The following is a 21,147-nucleotide window of genomic DNA, read 5'->3' on the forward strand; positions in this document are numbered from 1 at the left end:
TATGCCCTCCTTTGTAAATAAAAAAAGCCACTCATCCCCAGAAAGGGACGAGAAGCCATATTCCCGCGGTACCACCCAAATTAACACAATCAGTTGCATTCGCTTGTACCCTTAACGCGGATGAACGGCAGAAGCTACTTGTTCACTCCTGCAACATTAAAGGTGAGTTCATAAATTCTCAGGAACAGTTTCCACCAACCACTGTTTCTCTATACCTGAAAAAGACTTATTACTATTCCTTTGCTAAGTTGTTCCATTATTCATTGCAGGTTAAACGACATAACCCGACTGATAAACTACGTTATATAGAATAGTAATGAATGCAGTGCACTTTGTCAAGGTTACCCATCCTCTGATAGAATTAACATACCCAGGACATGTCGTATTTAATCGACTTGCCCGTTAAAACTTGATAAAAGGAGCACTTACTAACAATGCTAAGCGGAATACTTCATTATGCGCACGAACTATTAGAAGGATCGATCAATAAAGGAGAAACGGTTATTGATGCTACATGCGGAAATGGAAATGACACATTATTTCTGAGTAAAATAATTGGAGACAGTGGCCATGTACTCGCTTTTGATATTCAAAATCAAGCTATTATCAATACGAAGCAATTATTAGATGATCATAAATGTACCAATGTAACAGTCATTCAAGACAGCCACGCCAACATTTTTAATCATGTATCTGCAAATCAAGAAATAGGTGGAGCCATATTTAATCTAGGCTACCTGCCAAATAGTGATAAGTCCGTTATCACAAAAGGTGAATCCACATTATCAGCTATTCATTCCATATTACGTCACCTTAAAAAGAATGGCCTTATCGTAATCGTTGTATACCACGGGCATCAAGGTGGCAAGCAGGAAAAAGAATCGTTATTGGAGTACTTAACCAGTCTAAATCAAAAGGAATTTAGTGTGTTAAAACATGAATTCATTAACCAAAAAAATAACCCGCCTTTTGTTTTAGCCATTCAAAAGAGGTAAAACGGACGAAGCCGTAACTCGGCTTATCCAGTTTTTCCACTAATTTTATAATACATCCTAGTATTCCAATGGAAGAAACGAGACCTGTAGCCACTCGTTCGCAACAGTTCCCTTGTCATTTCGGCCCCTCCATCTATTTCCTTTACCTTTGGATCACCTAAATATAAACCAACTAATCCTTGATGAATCATTTCATGAAAAGATTGATTCGGCAACACTTGAACGTGTTTATTTACTTGTCCAATAAAATAAGTAAGCCGTTCCTTCATTACATCCTGGTCTGGATAATAGCTGCAAAAATTTAAATCCGCTTCCACCATATCCTCATGCTGATCAATATAATAATCCAGTAAAATATGTAAGGCTTGCATGTATGGAAAGTAGCTCTGATAAATTTTCTCAGCCAAATCCGCTGTCATTTTTCCGTTCATTGTATAGGAAACCATACAAAAAACTCCCAAAGTAGATCCTGCTGCAGCGGAGAATTCATACCAGCTCAACCCAGGGGATTCCTCTGTATGCCTATCATACCAATTTGTTAATCGTGGGATTCGCTCTTCAACTTTAACGTGTTTGTGTACTTGGAGATCCCCATACATTGCCTCAAGCTTTAACAAATAGCCCTGTATAATAGAATAATCATCAAGGTTTCGCAACGTTTTTTGACATGTTCGAACGAGATCCGCTAAATACTCTCCGTCTAACTGTACATCCCGTAACGCATAATAGTTTTTTATCGTATTTCCTGGTTTCAATGCATCAATCATCGCATCATGCAACAAACGAAAATCAGCTGGATCCATTGATGTACTGCGGTCACATAAATTATCCAGGTAATCACTTATCGTTTGATAAGCCACGATAAAACGGATTGCTTCTCTCCATTCATACCCTGCTAGCAATGCGTAAACCCCTCCGCCCTGACAGTGGAATCTTTTTGTTTCAATACTAGCTAGTGCTTGTTTACGTAATTCTTCATCTGGTATCTGCTCAGCACGATTTTTCCAGTGTGTTAATTCTTGATTGACTGCAGGGAAAATTTTTCTGTATACGCTGTTCATTAAAGTCAAAGCCGTTATAGGTACACGCATTGTCAAACCAATTACTCCTTTCATAGATCGTATGAAACGTCAATTCGGTATTTTTTGTTATACTGTATATACCACCATAATAATTAGGAGGATTCAAATGATAGACCATTATAAAAATACAATACCTTCCATTCATGAAACAGCATTTATCGCGAAAGATGCACTCGTAAACGGCGATGTAACGATTGATGAACATTCGAGTATATGGTTTAAGACTGTGATACGCGGAGACGTTGCACCAACTCGAATTGGAAAAAGAGTCAGTGTTCAGGACCTATCCATGCTTCACCAAAGTCCCAATAACCCTTTAATCATTGAAGACGATGTAACAATTGGACATCAAGTTACCTTGCATTCTGCAATCATTCGTAAAAACGCATTAATCGGTATGGCCTCTATCCTATTGGACGGAGCTGAAGTTGGGGAAAACGCATTTATTGGCGCGGGAAGTCTTGTCCCACCTGGAAAAAAGATACCTGCAAACACATTAGCAATGGGAAGACCCGCAAAAGTTATTCGTGATTTGACAAAAGAAGACTATGCTGAAATGGAACGGGTACGAACATCTTACGTTGAAAAAGGGCAGTATTATAAAAATCACACCAACCTATAACAATTGCGCTGGTGCGTATTCTGGAGGTCAGAGACTAGAGGTCGGATTAGTAGAAATCGGTAAAAAAGCCGATTTCTTTATCGGCTTTAAGTCTTATTTTTTACTTTTTTCAACTGAAATCGATGGGGGTGATTTCGTTATCACTCCCCCTTACATTTTCACTCATTAGGTTATAAAACAAGCCATACAACCATCTGCTGTATGGCTTGTTTTTAAACTGTTTTATATTTTTCCACGAGTGCCTTTAACTCTTCTACTTTATCCGTTTTCTCCCACGGAAACATAATATCTGTTCTCCCAAAATGACCATAGGCAGCTGTGCTTCTGAAAATTGGCTTTTGCAGATCAAGCATACGAATAATTCCTGCCGGCCGTAAGTCAAATATCTCCCGAATCGCTGAAACGAAGTCTTCTTCACTCACGACACCAGTTCCAAATGTATTGACCGCAATTGACACAGGCTCCGCAACACCTATTGCATAGGCGAGTTGCACCTCACATGTTTTTGCTAATTTAGCTGAAACAATATTTTTAGCTACATACCGGGCTGCATACGCAGCGGAACGATCGACTTTCGTTGAATCTTTTCCACTGAATGCACCACCTCCATGACGCGCATACCCACCATAGGTGTCGACCATAATTTTACGGCCTGTTAAGCCCGCATCTCCTTGAGGTCCCCCAATAACAAAACGTCCGGTTGGATTAATAAAATAGTTAGTTGTTTCGTCTAATAGACTAGCAGGAACCACTGGGCGTATAACATGTTCTATTAAATCTTTTTCAATTTGCTCAATGGTTATATCCTGATGATGCTGTGTTGAAATAACAATTGTATCCACTTTAATTGGGTTGTTATTCTCATCGTATTCAACGGTTACCTGTGTTTTCCCGTCCGGACGTAGATAGGAAAGAACTTTTTCTTTTCTCATGTCTGATAAACGTTTTGCCAGTTTATGAGCTAATGAAATTGGCAATGGCATTAATTCTTCGGTTTCATCACATGCATAGCCAAACATAAGACCTTGATCACCTGCACCAATTGAAGCGATTTCTTCATCACTTATTTTCCCTTGACGTTCTTCAAGTGCATGATCGACCCCACCTGCAATATCTGCAGATTGCTCATCGATTGCTGTTAATACAGCACATGTGTCGGCATCAAAACCAAACTTAGCACGCGTATATCCTATATCCTTTATTGTTTGACGGACAATCGCAGGTATATCCACATATGTACTTGTAGTAATTTCTCCAGAAACTAACACAAGCCCTGTGGTTACAGTTGTCTCACATGCAACACGCGCATGCGGATCATTTTTTAAAATTTCATCCAGGATAGCATCTGATATTTGATCAGACATCTTATCTGGATGCCCTTCTGTTACAGATTCAGATGTAAATAAACGGCGATTTGGAGCCATACGGCTAAATCCTCCCTCAATATTATGTTACGGTACTCTATTCATTAATTATGTTTCTTTATTATTCAAAGTGCAAAAAAAAGCCCTTCCTGCAACATGAGGAAAGGTGGTATATCCTTTCACTCTTATTATTCAAGGAAATATACTACTATAATCCTTGCATCAGGTGAGCACCTTTTCACTGGTGTGACGGTTGCTGGGCTTCATAGGGGCTGTCCCTCCACCAACTCTGAATAAGAGAGTATCCATACGTAATTTAGCTTATCGAAAGAGGCCTATTATGTCAACCGATTCATTCTATAAATACGATAAAATAAAGCTTCATTCAATGAGGGTTTTATGACGTACAAATGTTTTCGATGTAATTTCATACTTATCCGTATTGTTACCCTACCCAAACTTTTCACTCTAACTCCATTTTTAAGTCGGAGTTTAACCGCTCGTTAAACTCCGATATAAAGCTTAATGAAAATTCATCAAAAGAAATCTTTTAAATAGTATGGACTAATTTAACTAATGTGTTATACTATTTGTAAATTAAAGCATATGATAATTTTATATTCCATTTTTTAAACAAATTCATCAAAAGGCGGGTATCATATATGAAAACGGTAGAATCATTTATTAAAAACGAGCTATATTCTCATGACAATTTACAAAAGAATCTGTCTGTTCCCAGATTGGTTGAGAAAATCCTATCGAAGAATGAAGGTGTTTTAACCGCAACAGGATCAGTTCGTGCTACTACAGGCGCATATACTGGGCGTTCGCCAAAAGATAAATTTATTGTGAAAGATGAATCTTGCGAGGAGTTTATTGATTGGGGACCCGTTAATAAAGCAATTGATGAAAAGGCTTTTAATAAGTTATACAAGAAAGTAACCGCTTATTTAATGGAAAAAGATGAATTATATCAATTTAAAGGATTTGCTGGTGCGGATTCCAATTCTAGATTACCGATTCAAGTTATTAACGAATATGCTTGGCATAACTTGTTCTCTCGTCAGTTATTCATTAATCCAACAGATGAAGAACTAGCATCACATGAGGCTGATTTCACAGTAATTTCAGCACCAACTTTCAAAGCTGATCCTGCAATTGATGGTACAAATTCAGAAGCATTTATTATTATTTCTTTTAAAGAGCGGGTTATTCTAATCGGTGGTACAGAATACGCTGGTGAAATTAAAAAATCAATATTCTCTATTATGAACTATATATTACCAAGGAACAATATCTTATCGATGCATTGTTCTGCAAACGTTGGCCAAGAGGGAGATGTTGCTTTATTCTTTGGCCTTTCAGGTACAGGAAAAACAACCTTATCTGCTGATCCCTACCGGCGTTTAATTGGTGATGATGAGCATGGTTGGAGTCCAAGTGGTGTCTTCAATATCGAAGGTGGATGTTACGCAAAATGTAACAACCTTTCCGAGAAAAAAGAACCACAAATATTTAATGCCATCCGGTTCGGATCCGTGTTGGAAAATGTAATTCTGGATGAAGAATCGCGACTTCCAGATTATGATGATACGTCATTAACCGAAAACACAAGAGCCGCATATCCTGTGGAAAACATTGATAACATTATTACACCAAGTGTTGCGGGACATCCGAATACGATTATTTTCTTAACGGCAGATGCATCTGGAACATTGCCACCTATTAGTAAATTAACAAAAGAGCAAGCAATGTACCATTTCTTGAGTGGATATACGAGTAAATTGGCTGGCACAGAGCGCGGAATAACAGAACCTCAGGCAACATTTTCTGCATGCTTTGGTTCTCCCTTCCTACCATTAGCACCAGCGACTTATGCTAAAATGCTAGGAGAAAAAATCGACCTCTACCAGTCGAATGTATTCTTAGTGAACACAGGCTGGACTGGTGGTTCTTATGGTACTGGAAATCGAATGAAGCTGCTCTATACTCGTGCTATGATACACGCTGCTTTAGAGGGTGAATTGAACTCGGTTGAAACAACACAGGATGAGATCTTTGGCTTAGATATGCCAATCCATGTTCCTGGAGTTCCAGATGACGTGTTAATTCCTAAGCATACATGGGAAGATCCGGTAGCATATGATAATGAAGCAAAGTCACTTGCTATGAAATTTCACGAGAACTTTAAGAAATTCACACAAGTAAGTACTGCTATTCAGCAAGCAGGTCCAATTTATCGTTCATAACAAATATTGTATCCTCATCCCAAAAGGATTTTATATAAGGCGGAATTATCCGCAGCCGATCTCTAACACAGAGGTCGGCTTTTTTCTGCATTATTTAATAGATTCTTCATTTAGAAAGTAGAGCCCACACTGGGCATTCACACATTTTTCAGGTAAGCATAAACTGTGTTGACATTAAATTATAACGCTGGAGGAGGTCAACCTTTATGAAACGAACAAAATTTTTAGTTGTATGTTCCATTGCTCTGTTTATCTTCCTTGCCGCATGTAATGACAGTGGAAATACGTCCATCAGCCTGGCTGAAGTAACACGTTCCGTTTTCTATGCGCCGCAATATGTTGCAATTGAAAAAGGTTTTTTTGAAGAAGAAGGATTGGATGTTGAATTGCAAACAACATGGGGCGGTGATACTACGATGACGACCCTGTTATCAGACGGTGCTGATATTGCCTTGGTTGGTTCAGAAACTTCTATCTATGTATACGCACAGGATTCCAGTGATTATGCAATCAATTTTGCACAATTAACTAAGACAGATGGAACGTTTCTCGTTGCGAAAGAAGAACAACCTGATTTCACATGGGAGAATCTTAGAGATAGTAATTTCTTAGGACAACGTGTGGGTGGTATGCCACAGATGGTCGGTGAGTCTGTGTTAAAAAACCATGGTATTGATCCACATGCTGACCTAGATTTAAGCCAGAACATTGATTTTGGAAATATTCCAGGCGCGTTTGCATCTGGTGATTATGAATATGTTCAATTATTTGAGCCAACAGCAAGTGTATTTGAAGCAGAAGGTAATGGGCATATTGTTGCTTCCTTCGGCGAGGAATCCGGCAATGTCCCTTACACGGTATTTATGGCAAAACAAAGTTACATGGATGAAAACGACGAAGAAATTAGTAAATTTACGAGAGCAATTTATCAAGCCCAACAATGGGTGGAAGATAGTAGTGCTGAAGAAATAGCAGAAGTGATCGAACCATATTTTGAAGATAGTGATCTGGATATGTTGACTGCATCTATCGATCGTTATAAGAGTCAGGATTCCTTTGCTACGGATCCTACCTTGGACGTGGAAGGATGGGAGAACCTGAAAAATATTATGGATGACGCCGGCGAACTTCCAGCAGATGTACCATACGATGAACTGGTAAATACGGAGTTTGCTGAAGAAGTAGTTAATAACTAAGGAGGGGGATCATTTGTCATTTCTAACCTTAGATCAAGTCGAGCACCATTACTTTTCTAAAGAAAGTTACACAAAAGCTTTAGCTAACATATCCTTCTCGGTTAAAGAAGGCGAGTTCATTGCCTTGCTGGGCCCAAGCGGCTGCGGAAAATCAACTATTCTTTCTATCATTGCTGGAATTATGAAACAAACTGCCGGTAATGTACTCCTCCAACAAAGGCCCATTAGCGATTCCGAGATGGCGATTGGATATATGCTACAACAGGATTACTTGTTTCCCTGGAAAACAATCCTAGATAATGTGTTACTAGGACCAAAAATATCCAAAAACAAGACAGAAGAAGCAAAAGAAACAGCATTGGAGTTATTAAAAGAAGTAGGTTTATCAGATGTAACAAACGCTTACCCTGCCTCGCTTTCTGGTGGAATGCGCCAACGGGTTGCACTTGTTCGTACACTCATTAACAATCCTAAAATATTACTATTGGATGAACCTTTTTCAGCCCTGGATTATCAAACTAAACTTAAACTTGAAGATTTAGTATCACAATTACTAAAAATGTATCATAAAACGACCGTTCTTGTAACACATGATATCGGTGAAGCAATTGCAATGAGTGATCGTATTTTTATTATGGATACCAATCCTGGCACCATTTCAAAGGTTTTTGAGGTTCCAATTGAATTACGTAATGAAGAACCATTTTTAGTAAGAAGGCATCCAAAATATCATATTATATTTGAAAAAATTTGGAAAGAGTTGGATAAAGAGGAAATCGTAACAACAGAATCAAAGGTGGTGTCAAAAGAGAATGGTGACTAAATCAGATCATCACCTGTTTGAGAAATATAAAAATCAATTAAAAAGTGAAAAGAAGATTGTATTCGCTTGGCAAATTAGTATTTTGGTGGCATTTTTTGGACTATGGGAAATGGCGAGTAGACTCTATTGGATTGACCCGTTAATATTCAGTTCCCCTACAAGGGTATTAGATTTACTCGTCAATCGATTTGCTAATGGCTCCATGATTACACATATCCAAGTAACGCTTTTTGAAACCGTTCTAGGATTCATTATTGGAACCGTTGTCGGTATCGTAATTGCTACATTACTATGGTCATCAAGACGATTTGCCAGAATTATGGATCCCTTCCTTGTTATTATGAACGCTATGCCTAAAGTGGCGCTTGGACCGATAATCATTGTGGCACTTGGACCTGGCTATCTATCCATCATCATGATGGGTGCGATCATCTCCGTTATCATCACGACACTCGTCGTTTATTCAGGCTTTAATGAAGTTGATCCAAACTACGAAAAAGTATTGATTAGCTTTGGTGCTACAAGATGGCAACTCTTTAAAGAAGCTATTTTCCCTGCGACGCTCCCAGTCATGATTTCAACTTTAAAAGTCAATGTTGGACTGTCGTGGGTTGGTGTCATCATCGGTGAATTCCTCGTTTCAACACAAGGATTAGGGTATTTAATTATTTACGGATTCCAAGTGTTTGATTTTACACTTGTTATGTCGAGTTTAGTTGTCATTGCAATATTTGCAGCAATTATGTATAAGCTTATTGAGAAATTAGAGAAGTGGCTGATCAAACATTCAACCTAATAATTGTTCATCATCACTATTGCATTCTCATAGAGGTTTTTCTAACAACTTTAGATTGTGTATCTTATAAGAAGGCTGTTTTCTAAAAGATTGGGACTGCGATTACTCGTCCCACTGTAAAGAATTGTTGTTTTTGGCACAAAAGCTATAAAAGACGACGTAAATTGAAATTAAGGGTGGTGCTTTTTATACCCGCTACGGAAATACAATCCGCTTTCCGCGGGCGGCTGGTGAGCCTCCTCGTGCTAACGCACTCCGGGGTCTCACCTAGGCCATTCCTCCCGCCGGAGTCTCCATGTATTTCCTCCGCTGGAATTCCCGTTACTACCGCTCAATAGCATTTGTAATCAATATTCAAAACATCGAACCGCCTCACCAGTTCGGGTGAGCGAAGGGCGGTGACTCCTGCGGGAACAAATGTTTTCGATGGGGCAAGTAATCGCAGTCCCAGCACGAGTCTGAAGACCCCGGAGGAATATCCTAAGGAAGGCCGACTAAACCGTCCTTTGCGGACAACGTCGGCATACCCCTCGCCGGGGCAAGGAGGCTCAGGCCGTACCCGCGGAAAGCATCCTCCCGGAGCGATCCCGAACGGCGTTTATAGCAAAATACTTAAGCAAACAGTAGTTTCGTCGTCTTTTATATCAACTCCGAAGATTTAAAAGCAACAATGCTTGTGAATTGAGCCTATAGGAAAAACTAGGCTCTTGCGAGTAGCCTCGTTTTCCTTATCTGTTTCATGCAATAGTCTAGGACCCCATCTTTCATAATGAAGCTATATAAATGATTGTATCTTACATTGGATGGGATTTTTTTCAATAAGATCGGGCCTTCCGTTTCATAATAAGTGTCTTGTTGAATAAGTTGATTAATTTTAGCAAAGTAAACATTTTTGATCACTGTTTCATTTCGACCCGTAACGTTATATTGGCCAATATAATAGATTTTTTCTACATTACCGCCTGTTTCTTCCTTTACTTCACGGATGGCGGCTTCTTTTGCATTCTCGCCTTCTTCTACATTGCCTCCAGGAAATTCATACCCTCTGCCTTTGTGTTTTGTTAGGAGCCATTTATCCTTGTGTCTGCATACAACCCATACATGTTTTGGTTCCAATGAAAAAGGATGATCATCAAATGAAAGTTTTACTTCGTTATTATAGTAATCCTTGAATGTATACATGATGTCAACTACCTTTATTAATTAATACTTATATTTGTAATCTTCCATTCTTTATCAAAAGTAAACGCAATCTCGATCGTATAGTCATCATAGAAAACCGTTTGATTCTCCTGTATAACTTTTACTTGTGTTTCATCTAATTGTAACACATCATATGCATTTCCTTCCACGAACCATGGTGGTGTTTCCGTTGGAAGAATATACAATCCGTCTGATTCCTCAGTATAATAATAGTCAACATACGGTTCTACTGTTTCCCTTGTTGCAATCTGTTCAAAATCATTTAGCAATTCATCTATTGTATCATAATTCATAACTTTATAATGGTCATCTGCATCCTGTACCAGCATATTCATAAACTGATCTGTTAAAGAAACAATCTGTTCATGTGTGATTTCTTCTACATCTTCATCATGCTGCTCCGTTTCAGCATTCTCGTTTGCTAATGTTGTCTGCATTACATTTGTATTAAAAAGTACGATTAATAGTAAAATAATTCCAGAACTGAAAACCAACGTCAATTTTTTCGCATCCATATTCATGTTAACCTCCTTGATATGTATAAGTTTTTCTATTCTATTACTATTATTCCTTATACACTAGAAGGATAAACCAGAAATATAGGAATAGAACACATTTTAAGTATCCTATTCCTTATACTATTTACATATGATTATCAGTTAAAACACCCATCTCTACAATATGAGATTTTGTTTGTTCATCGCCACAGTCGTATAGCATTTGAAATGCTTCTGTAATATTACGATCATAATCGTCATTAGATTTGTCATTATGGTATGGCATAATCGGTATATGGGCACGGATAAACGTTCCAAAGCTTGCATCGTGCAAATGATTTAATTTTGAACGTAATTGTGCCACCTCGTCTTTCGTTGCATGAATAATAAAATCATCATTATCATCATAGCTGATCTGAGAAATTTCCCCAGTCCCAACATTTACATAATACTTTTTCTTTTCCATCACAGTACACCTCCTATACTTAATTTACCTAAAATCAGTAGAAGCATGTATGTAATTTTATGTATGATTTTTGATGGGCGAATAACTTTGAATTTGCAAGTAAAACACTTCGTTAGCTCAGTAATTCCAATAAACTCGCTCTTACTAATTTATTGGAAGCATTTCTAGGTAACTTATCAATAAAATAAATTTGCTTTGGTAATTTATACTTAGCCAAATAATTGGCTGCATATGCTATACATGCTTCTTCTGTTAACGTACTGTTCCCCACGATAAATGCAACCGGAACCTTCCCCCATGTATCATCGTTTTTTCCAACAACCCCAACTTCTTTAACCTCATCCATCCCTGAAAGAACACTTTCGATTTCTGACGGATAAATATTTTCTCCACCAGAGATGATTAAGTCTTTTCTGCGATCTACGACATACAAGAAACCAGATTGATCTACATAGCCTAAGTCGCCTGTAGCCAGCCAGCCATTTGCAACTGCTTTTTTAGTGGCATCTGAATTATTAAAATAACCTTTCGTCACCATTGGGCCTTTGACTAAGATTTCTCCAACCTGATCATTATTTTGGCTATTAATTTTTAATTGCGCAGGAAATAAAGGTTTTCCAGCTGAACCTATTTTATTTAAAGCATCCTCAGGACTGAGTGTTACAATTTGTGACGCCGTTTCGGTCATGCCGTAAGACTGAAAAACAGGTATGTTTCTTTTTTTCGCTTTTTCCAGCAATGGTTCTGGTGCTGGGCCTCCACCTAACAGCATGCAGCGAAAGGAAGGTGGATACCTATTTCCACCCTCCTCTAGCAGGTTGATGAGTCTTTGCAACATGACGGTTACAATCGAAACGATGGTTACTTCACGATACATAATTGCCTCATGAACATTCTTTTCATCGAATTTTTCAAGTAAGTAAACAGGCATTCCATATATGGCACTCCTAATAAAAATAGACAAGCCACTAACATGGAAAATCGGTAAAGCTGCCAACCATTTGTCCTCTGCACGCAACCCTAGATTTAATGCGGATCCAGTGGCACTCCACCAATGATTTCCAAATGTATGGACAACTCCTTTTGGAAAACCAGTTGTCCCAGAAGTGTATATAATAGTAAATGCATCATCCAAATTAATTTCTTGAAGTAACGTCACTTCGCTCTCCTGCTGCTTGTCTATATCTGTAAAAGTCTTTACATCGACAGGGAAGTTCATTTGCCTGATGGACGGACCAAGGCTGTCACAAGCTAAGACAGTCCTAACCTTTCCATCACTAATTTGATAATGCAATTCTTCTTTTGTCAATTTTGTATTTAACATCACAGATACAGCGCCAAGATAACTAAGTGCATGGATAGCAATAACCATGGAGACATTATTCGTTGAAAAAATACCAACATGCGCCCCATTCGTTACTCCACTACTGGCTAGCTTTTTAGCAAATTGCTCACTTTTTTCGTTTAGTTCCAAAAAAGTAATTTTATCGCCTTCTTTTGTTTCAATTGCAATTTGTTTCGGTGCCAAGAATGCTTGCTTGGTTAACCAATGTGGTATGATTTCAGACATAATTTAAATCCTCCTCTAAGCTGTTGTACTGTATAAAGGAAAAACCTTTGCTAGTTGAGAAAGCAAAGGTTTTTCCTTTAAGAAGTTGTTCAAAAAGTCCGGTAAATATGACACGTCTAGGGGAGCTTCTGCTAAAATCGCCCACGTCCTGTGGGCAACGCAGAAGTCACCACATCCTGTGGAAGCTCGTTGGCTTGTTTATCCGCTCCTTGGAAAAGAAAAACACTTTTCCTGCGTGCTAGAGCGTTTGCTCATGTATCTAAAAACATACATTCCGCTGCTCCAAACTGCGCCGCCTCGAACTTTCAACGCACAGGACGTGCTAGTGTCGGTGTTGCCACAGGACGTGGCGAACTTAACCGATGCGGTCCTATTTATCCTCCATTTTGAACACGCACTTTAATAACCATCCATCACGGAAAGCGTGGGAACTGTTTGAAATTAGGCTTTCTTTTTTCTTTGAAAGCGTCTCTTCCTTCTTTCGCCTCATCCGTTGTATAATAAAGAAGTGTTGCATCGCCGCCCATTTGCTGCAACCCTGCCAAACCATCTGTATCTGCATTAAAAGATGCTTTTAGGAATCGCAAAGCGGTAGGTGATTTATCAAGAATCTCTTCACACCATTGCACGGTTTCTTCTTCTAGTTTATCTACGGGTACAACTGTATTTACCAGTCCCATTTCATACGCTTCATCGGCACTATACTGACGACATAGATACCATATTTCACGCGCACGCTTATGACCAACCATACGCGCTAAGTAACCAGCACCATACCCCGCATCAAAGCTTCCAACTTTCGGTCCGGTTTGACCAAATACAGCATTCTCTGCTGCTATCGTTAAATCACAAACAACATGAAGTACATGTCCTCCACCTATTGCATAGCCTGAAACCATTGCAATTACTGGCTTTGGAATCGTACGAATTAACCGCTGTAAATCTAGAACATTTAAACGAGGTACCTCGTCACCTCCAACGTAACCACCATGACCGCGAACAGATTGGTCACCCCCAGAACAAAATGCCTTATCACCAGCACCAGCTAAAATAATTACACCGATGGATGAATCATCTCGCGCATCTGTGAATGCATTAATCATTTCGTTTACAGTTAGCGGTGTAAAAGCATTGCGTTTTTCAGGTCTGTTTATTGTCACCTTCGCAATACCATCGTATTTTTCGTATATAATTTCTTCATATTGCCTTACTTGCTCCCATTGTACAGTCATTCAATTTCCTCCTTATAATATGTTTCTTATATGTAGCAAATTTTTACCTTTGCTGCTTAATAAACGCTATAACTAGTTTACCAAAAATTTCAGGTTGTTCCACATGAATTGCATGACCTGCCTGTTCAATAACCTTCAAATCACTTGCATACATGCGGTCTTTCATACGTTTATTGATCGAAATAAATTTTTCATCATATTCGCCATTTAGTAATAAAATCGGTTTTGTGAAGTGCTTAAGCTGTTCCCACCAAGAAGGCTGAAAACCCGTTCCCATATAACGAAGCGATTGCGCCAGCCCATCAGCAGATTGAGCTAAACGCTCCTTTCGAATATTCTCTTGTACAGAAATGGATAAATTTCGCTGGGATTGAAACATAGGGATAGACTCCCAAAAATCAATAAATTTCTGTACACCTTCTGTTTCTAGTTTGTGTGCAAGCATTTCATCTTTCTCTATCCGTTGATCTCGATCTTCCTTGTACGCTAGACCTGGCGAAGCACTTTCAAGGATCAATGATTGAATAAACGCAGGATAAAGCATAGCAAAAGATAAAGCCACTCTCCCCCCCATTGAATAGCCAAGCAAAACAATTTCTTCAAGCTGCAGAAACTGAAACAATCCTTTTAATTCTTCGCAACATGCTTCTATTGTTCTGGGGGTTGGTGTTTGAGTTTGCCCGTGACCAGGTAAGTCAATTGTAATAATTCTCAACTCACTTTTCCAATTCGAAACAAAATCCGACCATGTGGACGTACTCCCTGTAAAGCCGTGAAGCATAACGACAGGAGGTTTAGCCGAATTCCCATCTATTTCATACCAATAGGTGGCATCATTTATAGCATAATACAACGAATCATTCCCCCTTCTTTAAGAGTTCTTGCTCAATTGCTTGCCACTTTTCACGATGCCATTCTACATTTTCAGTTCTTTCCGTTTTCACTTCGACAACGGATAACCCTAGCTCCTGATAACTGGTTGTGAGTACATCTTTTAGTTCCGCTTCATGCGTAACGACGGTGTGACTTCCACCATACATCGTAATCGCTTGTCCAAAATCAATATCCACCGGCGTGCCAAACAATGCTTCAAAGTGTTTTGGATCCTTTGCTTGTGGTAAAAAGGAAAAGATCCCGCCCCCATTATTATTAATTAATACGATTGTTAGATTAAGCTTATATTGCTTTGACGCCAGTAACCCATTCATGTCATGAAAGAAAGACAAATCTCCAAGCAATAAGGTTATGGGCTTTCCAGTAGTAGCGGCACCAAGTCCACTTGATATCATTCCATCGATTCCGTTAGCTCCACGATTGGCTAAAATGGAAATGTGCTTATCCGTTGTCATGAAGAATGTATCCACGTCTCTCACTGCCATGCTGTTACCAACATATAAACTGCTGTTAGTAGGAATAACATCCATTAGACCTCTTACAGCCTCTCCCTCAGTTACTTGATTGCTTGATCCAGACAGTAAGTGTTTTTTTGCTGTCTGATTCATGTCCTGCCATGTTCTCAACCAGTGACTATCTACATCCATACCAGGTGATGCTGCTATAAGATCTTCACAAAGTAAGATTGGATCGGCAAAAATAATTTCCGTTCTATTACCTGCAGGTTCTCGGTATCCTGCATGATTTTCCACAATAAACTGCGTGGCATGTTGATGCTGTTTTACGTAAAAAAGATAGGGCTTGGATACAGGCATTGCTCCAAAACGTATAATGAAGTCTGGCTTCAGCTGTTCACGAACTGCTTCACTACGCAAAATAGCATCATAACCTTCAATAATTTGAGTTTTATCATGATTGCCTGCTCTCACCTGGGATAAGGGATCCGCAAGTATAGGAAGTCCCCATTTCGCTGCAAGTCGTGTAATGGCTTCTGCAAAATGTTCATTTATCTGTGGTCCACAAACAATAATGCCTTTCTTTTTACGTTGGAGTCTGTCTACAAGTTGTTGTACTTGTTGATCTGGCAGTTTTTTCATTCCATCAAATGTTGAAGTGAAGGGTTTTTCATTCTCGCTCCCCCATATATTATCCAAAGAAAAGTCTATATGAAGCGGCTCTCGTAATGGAAAATTTAAATGGACAGGTCCTGCGTTTCCTTCTTCAGCCTTATAAATGGCAATTCCTGCCTTGCTTCTTACATATCCTAACATATTAGGTGTAGCCTCAGGCAATGCCATTTCATGAAACCATTTTACATAGTCCCCATATAATTTAATTTGTTCAATGGCTTGTGGCGCACCGACATCTCTTAATTCATGTGGGCGATCAGCTGTTAGAACCAGTAAGGGAACCCTACTATAATATGCTTCGACAATTGCAGGAAAATAATTAGCTGCTGCTGTACCAGAAGTACAAATAAGGGCAACTGGACGTTTGGTTTCTTTGGCAATACCTAGTGCAAAAAAGGCAGCAGATCGTTCATCAAGAATGATCCACTCTTTAATACCTTTATGCTCAGACGCTGTTAATGCAAGAGGCGTTGATCTGGATCCTGGTGAAATAACAATATCCGTTAAGCCGTTTTTTGAAAGTTCATCTATGAAATTTGCTGTATAACGTGTTAAAACTTCTATATGGTTCATCATTAGTCTCCTAGGACGGAAAGCATTGGTTTAAATTTAATGGTCGTTTCCTCGTATTCTTCTTCCAGATTGGAATCTTTTACAATGCCACCACCTGCAAATAAGGAAGCTTCATTTCCTTGTATAAGCCCAGAGCGAATGGCTACAGCAAATTCACTGTTTTGGTTACTATCCAACCAACCGACCGGTGCTCCGTACCAGCCACGATCCAATAATTCATGATCACGAATAAAAGCCATTGATTCCTTGTTTGGTGTTCCACCAAGTGCTGGGGTGGGGTGTAATTGCTTCACGATATCAAAGATACTGTACCCATCTTTTAGAATAGCCGTAACGGGTGTATACAAATGCTGTAAATTTTTTAGCGGATAGACAATTGGTTCGTTTGGAATTTCAATTTCTGTACTATACGTTTCCAGCGCTCCCTTAATCATTTTAACAACAAATTCATGTTCCTGACGATTTTTTTCGTCTTTCAGAAGATCCTGGCTGATTTTCAAATCTTCTTCTTTTGTTTTACCCCTTGGGGCTGTACCTGCTAAACATGTCGATAATAGCTGTTCCCCGTTAAGTTTGACTAATCGTTCTGGGGTTGCTCCAACGAAGCAATCCTCTCCCTTTTCAAATGCAAAAATATAACTATTAGCATGTTTATCGATTAGTTTTTGGAGAATGGAGGCAATATTTGCTTCTTTATTAAATTTCAAACGCATCTCACGCGCCAATACAATTTTTTCAGCTTTGTTTGTACGAATCGCTTCTCGAGCTTGACGAACGGTTTCTCTCCATTTATCTGGTTTAACTTCTATTTTTTCATTAATCGTTAAATGATCGGATGGTTGTTCCATATTACGAAATAATAATGATTCTTGATGTTCTATTTCCGTTGCCAATTGACGGGGATGGTCATCTTTTGTCACATACGTATTTATTGTAAAATAATAATTATTATTATTTTTTGTTAAGATAAACGCTGGTATCGTGAACTGACTCGGGCTAAATTTTTCCCATAAATGTGTTTGCTCCTTTTTCGGATCAAACGCCATTCCACCAAGCGCTACTACTCCAGTACCTGCTACTTGGTATGGATTAAAAATCTTTGCATTAGCCAACAATTCATTCCATTTATTCTCTGTTATTTCAAAACGATTTTCTTTTGCATGAATTTCATACGCATTGCCAATGCCAACAACATCATATTGTTCTGCAGTGCTTGTCCAAAATATGCGATCTTTATTAAGTGCTTTAGCACCTTCGAAAAAGTGAAGGGTATTCACTTCTTTAATTTTTTTTGTGATACTTACTAGCTGATACTTTTTATTAGAAGGCAAATTTGAAATGACCCTGTCTAATAGTTCCTCTATTGGTGTTTCCTTGACTTCAATCATCTTTTAACCTCCGTTACACTTCCGATGGTAAACTTTATTTCTATTTTATTCTCTTTTCGCTTGATTCTCAAGGAAAGGGGTTATTTTTCACTATTACGTCAAGAAGAATTTATCACTCTTTCGTATCGATAACGAAAACTTTCTAACCTACTGATAGCAATTAACAAGTATTTTTCAAATTTCGAAAATTGACAGGCTATACTAAATTCCTTATATTAATGATATTGATATATTTCAGGGGGAGAACTTCCATGCAATCGACAGATAAAATAGATATAAAACAGGCTTTAAATGAAAAAGAAGGTTTTCAAATCTGGTGGCGCTTATTACGCCCGCATACCTTAACAGCGTCATTCGTCCCAGTCTTTGTTGGTTCAATGTTAGCTTTTACACATGATTCTATAAACATATTGCTATTTATCGCTATGTTGGTAGCATCCATGCTTATTCAAGCTGCAACGAATATGTTTAATGAATATTATGATTTTGTTCGTGGACTCGATAATGAGAATTCTGTAGGCATTGGCGGTACAATTGTACGAGATGGTATTAAACCAAAAACAATTTTAACCATTGCTTTCTCATTCTTTGGGGTCGCATTACTGCTTGGCATCTATATATGTATCGCTTCCAGCTGGTGGATTGCAGTAATTGGTTTAGTAAGTATGATTATCGGTTATTTATATACAGGAGGACCCTACCCGATTGCATACACCCCATTTGGTGAACTTTTTTCCGGATTTCTGATGGGAACCGTCATTATAGGTATCAGCTATTTCATTCAAACGCAAACCGTAACCGCAACTGTTATCTGGATTTCCATTCCAGTAGCTATCTTCATTGGAAGCATAATGTTATCAAATAACATTCGGGATCTAGATAATGACAAAGAAAACGGCCGTAAGACAATCGCCATTTTACTTGGCAGGAAAAAGGCCGTTAATTTCTTGGCCATATTATTTATCGCGGCCTATGGGTTTACTGCAATCTTTATTATAGCAGGAATGCTCCCTTTATGGTCTATAATTACATTTCTTAGTGTGAAAAAGGCAATAGAAGTTATTAAAAATTTCCGCGGGAAAACACAACCAATTGAAATGATGCCAGCAATGGTCGCTACTGGAAAAACAAATACCATCTATGGATCTTTACTTGGTTTATCGTTATTGATCAGCTCGTTTATTTAAGGAGGAGACATTACCTATGACCTTAGAAAACACACTAATAGAAGCACTTGGTATCGAGTTAGTATCATTGGATAAACATTTAGTTGTGCTGACAATGCCTGTTGATAAGCGAACCCATCAACCAGCTGGATTCTTACATGGTGGAGCAAGTGCAGCACTTGCAGAAACGGCTGCCAGTATCGGTGCAAATGCACAAGTGGATCCTGAAAAATCAATTGTATTTGGGATTGAAATTAACGCAAATCATATAAAAAGCAAACGTGACGGTGTCGTAACAGCTAAAGCTACTCCACTGCATATAGGAAAAACAACGATGGTATGGGATATCAAAATAGTGGATGAACAAGATAACCTTATATCTGCATCAAGATGCACAATCGGAGTTGTCCCAAGAAAAGCGAACAATTAAACAAAGGTGGTTCCTATGACCAAACATGAAAAACTTACGGATGAAAAAATAATGCATATCAAAAAACGTTTACAAGAACTGAAAAATGAGAATGAGGAAAAACTTGAATCAAATAAAGGCACCAACCCGAATGATGAAACACAAGAACTGGCAGACCATGCTAATCACCCAGGCGATTTAGGTACAGAACAATTTGAGCAGGAGCGTGATGCTGGCCTTGATCTCGTTCGAGAAGATCGCCTGCAGGATATTAATGATGCGCTGGAACGTATTGCCAACGGGACATACGGTTTAAGTGAGAAATCAGGAAAACCAATACCAATAGAGCGACTTGAAGCACAGCCGGCTGCAAGGAACCTGGTCGAAGAAGAAGAATAATGTGGAGTCCGCCCCCTTTTTGAAAGGGGGCGGACTTTATTGTAGTGGACAAGTTTTCGGTCGCCTATAGCTAGAATAAAGCTAATCCTCTATGGATTAGCTTATTCTATCTATCCTATATTACCTTTGCTTGCTGTTGTTCTATCCAATTGCGCATTTTTACAAATAAGGGAATAAACAATAATCCTACAACGATCCCTTTAATAATATTAAATGGCAGAACACCTGCAATTACGGATATCCATTTTATCTGTCCCGTCATTTCCCAGCCCATAAACCATGCATATGCTGGTAAAATAAAGAAATAATTTAACACACTCATACCTAAAGCCATAACAATTGTACCTGTCACCAAACCTGAAACAATGCTTTTGACTCCTTTAAATTTATGGTAAATCACTGAAATTGGCACAATAAACATAACACCTGCCAAAAAGTTTGCAAAAACACCTATCGGGTCACCTGCTCCGGATACAAGTAAGTACAGTAAATTTTTAATCGCAACTACGATAACACCTGCAATAGGTGAAAATATAAAGGCTGCAATTAATGCCGGTACCTCACTAAAATCAATCTTTAAATAAGCTGGTAACAGTGGTAACGGAAAATTTAAAAAGAACAAGACTAGCGATATCGTTCCCATTAAAGCTAAAATAATAAGTTTCAAAAGCTTAGATGATTGCATGTTTGTAGGTTGCATCATATTCTCCTCCTTCATCTTTTACGATTCCAATCTCGTGATGAAGGATTTGCCTATCCCTAGATTAAAAATAAACAAAACCCTAAAGCCTAATGGGGCTTTAGGGTTTAACTATCACAGGAAATTCAAGGCACACTATGCACCTAATTTGGCTCTACATCTTCTCCCATCCAGACTGTAACTGTCGGTTCCGGAATTTCACCAGATCAACCACTTCGCAAAATGCTTTGTGGGTCACGGACTTAGAGCTTAATATAAGCTCCTTACCGTCGGTCGGGAATTTCACCCTGCCCCGAAGATATGGAATCGTATAATATTGTTACTTTTATTATACATACTTTTTAACTTTTTGCAAATTGTTTCATTCTTTCTTTCTACTAAACAATCTTTGTC

General features: G+C 38.6%; 20 protein-coding genes, 2 riboswitches and 1 other annotated feature. Of the genes, 9 read left to right on the forward strand and 11 right to left on the reverse strand.

What is annotated here, in order from left to right:
* Positions 1-40: 40 nt before the first annotated feature.
* Positions 41-255: a binding site (T-box leader), on the reverse strand.
* Between the two features lie 179 nt (positions 256-434).
* A complete protein-coding gene (locus OLD84_RS12335; protein WP_209462744.1) occupies positions 435-995 on the forward strand; it encodes a tRNA 5-(aminomethyl)-2-thiouridylate-methyltransferase MnmM in 561 nt (186 codons plus the stop codon).
* 23 nt (positions 996-1,018) lie between these two features.
* Here OLD84_RS12335 and OLD84_RS12340 read toward each other — a convergent pair whose 3' ends face one another.
* The gene (locus tag OLD84_RS12340) at positions 1,019-2,086 is read right to left on the reverse strand and encodes a tetraprenyl-beta-curcumene synthase family protein (protein ID WP_209462762.1); all 1,068 of its coding nucleotides are present in this window, start codon (positions 2,084-2,086) and stop codon (positions 1,019-1,021) included.
* 97 nt (positions 2,087-2,183) lie between these two features.
* On the opposite strand from OLD84_RS12340, the gene OLD84_RS12345 reads away from it, so the two are divergent.
* Complete coding sequence (locus OLD84_RS12345; protein ID WP_209462743.1) at positions 2,184-2,699, forward strand: gamma carbonic anhydrase; 516 nt, start codon at positions 2,184-2,186, stop codon at positions 2,697-2,699.
* 212 nt (positions 2,700-2,911) lie between these two features.
* Here OLD84_RS12345 and metK read toward each other — a convergent pair whose 3' ends face one another.
* Positions 2,912-4,123, reverse strand: a complete 1,212-nt coding sequence (gene metK, locus OLD84_RS12350; protein WP_209462742.1) for a methionine adenosyltransferase — start codon at positions 4,121-4,123, stop codon at positions 2,912-2,914.
* Positions 4,124-4,245: 122 nt separating this feature from the next.
* Positions 4,246-4,363: riboswitch (SAM riboswitch) on the reverse strand.
* Positions 4,364-4,725: 362 nt separating this feature from the next.
* Here metK and pckA point away from each other — a divergent pair.
* From pckA to OLD84_RS12370, 4 genes are all read left to right on the forward strand, one after another.
* Positions 4,726-6,312, forward strand: a complete 1,587-nt coding sequence (gene pckA, locus OLD84_RS12355) for a phosphoenolpyruvate carboxykinase (ATP) (RefSeq protein ID WP_209462741.1) — start codon at positions 4,726-4,728, stop codon at positions 6,310-6,312.
* 206 nt (positions 6,313-6,518) lie between these two features.
* The gene (locus OLD84_RS12360; protein ID WP_209462740.1) at positions 6,519-7,508 is read left to right on the forward strand and encodes an ABC transporter substrate-binding protein; all 990 of its coding nucleotides are present in this window, start codon (positions 6,519-6,521) and stop codon (positions 7,506-7,508) included.
* Between the two features lie 13 nt (positions 7,509-7,521).
* Positions 7,522-8,331: an ABC transporter ATP-binding protein gene (locus OLD84_RS12365; protein ID WP_209462739.1), complete on the forward strand. Its 810-nt coding sequence runs from the start codon at positions 7,522-7,524 to the stop codon at positions 8,329-8,331.
* Positions 8,321-9,127 (forward strand): ABC transporter permease, encoded by an 807-nt coding sequence (locus OLD84_RS12370; protein ID WP_209462738.1) that lies wholly within the window; start codon positions 8,321-8,323, stop codon positions 9,125-9,127. The genes OLD84_RS12365 and OLD84_RS12370 overlap by 11 nt, the downstream gene beginning before the upstream one ends.
* Positions 9,128-9,826: 699 nt before the next feature.
* Here OLD84_RS12370 and ytkD read toward each other — a convergent pair.
* The 8 genes from ytkD to OLD84_RS12410 form a co-directional block, all read right to left on the reverse strand.
* Complete coding sequence (gene ytkD / locus OLD84_RS12375) at positions 9,827-10,309, reverse strand: RNA deprotection pyrophosphohydrolase (protein WP_209462737.1); 483 nt, start codon at positions 10,307-10,309, stop codon at positions 9,827-9,829.
* A 17-nt stretch (positions 10,310-10,326) separates the two neighbouring features.
* Complete coding sequence (locus OLD84_RS12380; RefSeq protein ID WP_209462736.1) at positions 10,327-10,851, reverse strand: hypothetical protein; 525 nt, start codon at positions 10,849-10,851, stop codon at positions 10,327-10,329.
* 121 nt (positions 10,852-10,972) lie between these two features.
* Entirely contained in the window at positions 10,973-11,293 is a 321-nt protein-coding gene (locus OLD84_RS12385) for a hydrolase (protein WP_209462735.1), read from the reverse strand.
* 112 nt (positions 11,294-11,405) lie between these two features.
* The gene (locus tag OLD84_RS12390) at positions 11,406-12,863 is read right to left on the reverse strand and encodes an o-succinylbenzoate--CoA ligase (protein WP_209462734.1); all 1,458 of its coding nucleotides are present in this window, start codon (positions 12,861-12,863) and stop codon (positions 11,406-11,408) included.
* Positions 12,864-13,276: 413 nt separating this feature from the next.
* Positions 13,277-14,095, reverse strand: a complete 819-nt coding sequence (gene menB, locus OLD84_RS12395; protein WP_209462733.1) for a 1,4-dihydroxy-2-naphthoyl-CoA synthase — start codon at positions 14,093-14,095, stop codon at positions 13,277-13,279.
* Between the two features lie 43 nt (positions 14,096-14,138).
* The gene (gene menH, locus OLD84_RS12400) at positions 14,139-14,948 is read right to left on the reverse strand and encodes a 2-succinyl-6-hydroxy-2,4-cyclohexadiene-1-carboxylate synthase (RefSeq protein ID WP_209462732.1); all 810 of its coding nucleotides are present in this window, start codon (positions 14,946-14,948) and stop codon (positions 14,139-14,141) included.
* Positions 14,949-14,952: 4 nt separating this feature from the next.
* Positions 14,953-16,692: a 2-succinyl-5-enolpyruvyl-6-hydroxy-3-cyclohexene-1-carboxylic-acid synthase gene (gene menD, locus OLD84_RS12405; RefSeq protein WP_209462761.1), complete on the reverse strand. Its 1,740-nt coding sequence runs from the start codon at positions 16,690-16,692 to the stop codon at positions 14,953-14,955.
* A 2-nt stretch (positions 16,693-16,694) separates the two neighbouring features.
* Positions 16,695-18,080: an isochorismate synthase gene (locus OLD84_RS12410; RefSeq protein ID WP_209462731.1), complete on the reverse strand. Its 1,386-nt coding sequence runs from the start codon at positions 18,078-18,080 to the stop codon at positions 16,695-16,697.
* Positions 18,081-18,331: 251 nt separating this feature from the next.
* On the opposite strand from OLD84_RS12410, the gene OLD84_RS12415 reads away from it, so the two are divergent.
* The 3 genes from OLD84_RS12415 to OLD84_RS12425 are packed head-to-tail and all read left to right on the forward strand — an operon-like array spanning position 18,332 to position 20,054.
* Positions 18,332-19,267, forward strand: a complete 936-nt coding sequence (locus OLD84_RS12415; RefSeq protein ID WP_209462730.1) for a 1,4-dihydroxy-2-naphthoate polyprenyltransferase — start codon at positions 18,332-18,334, stop codon at positions 19,265-19,267.
* A gap of 16 nt (positions 19,268-19,283) precedes the next feature.
* Entirely contained in the window at positions 19,284-19,676 is a 393-nt protein-coding gene (locus OLD84_RS12420; protein WP_209462729.1) for a hotdog fold thioesterase, read from the forward strand.
* Positions 19,677-19,691: 15 nt separating this feature from the next.
* On the forward strand, positions 19,692-20,054 hold the full coding sequence (locus tag OLD84_RS12425) for a TraR/DksA C4-type zinc finger protein (protein ID WP_209462728.1): 363 nt from the start codon (positions 19,692-19,694) through the stop codon (positions 20,052-20,054).
* Between the two features lie 115 nt (positions 20,055-20,169).
* Here the strand turns inward: OLD84_RS12425 and OLD84_RS12430 are convergent, their stop codons facing one another.
* Positions 20,170-20,754: an ECF transporter S component gene (locus OLD84_RS12430; protein WP_245301529.1), complete on the reverse strand. Its 585-nt coding sequence runs from the start codon at positions 20,752-20,754 to the stop codon at positions 20,170-20,172.
* A gap of 154 nt (positions 20,755-20,908) precedes the next feature.
* A riboswitch (FMN riboswitch) is annotated at positions 20,909-21,058 on the reverse strand.
* Positions 21,059-21,147 lie beyond the last annotated feature (89 nt).

Source organism: Virgibacillus natechei (assembly GCF_026013645.1).
Taxonomy (GTDB): Bacteria; Bacillota; Bacilli; order Bacillales; family Amphibacillaceae; genus Virgibacillus_L; species Virgibacillus_L natechei.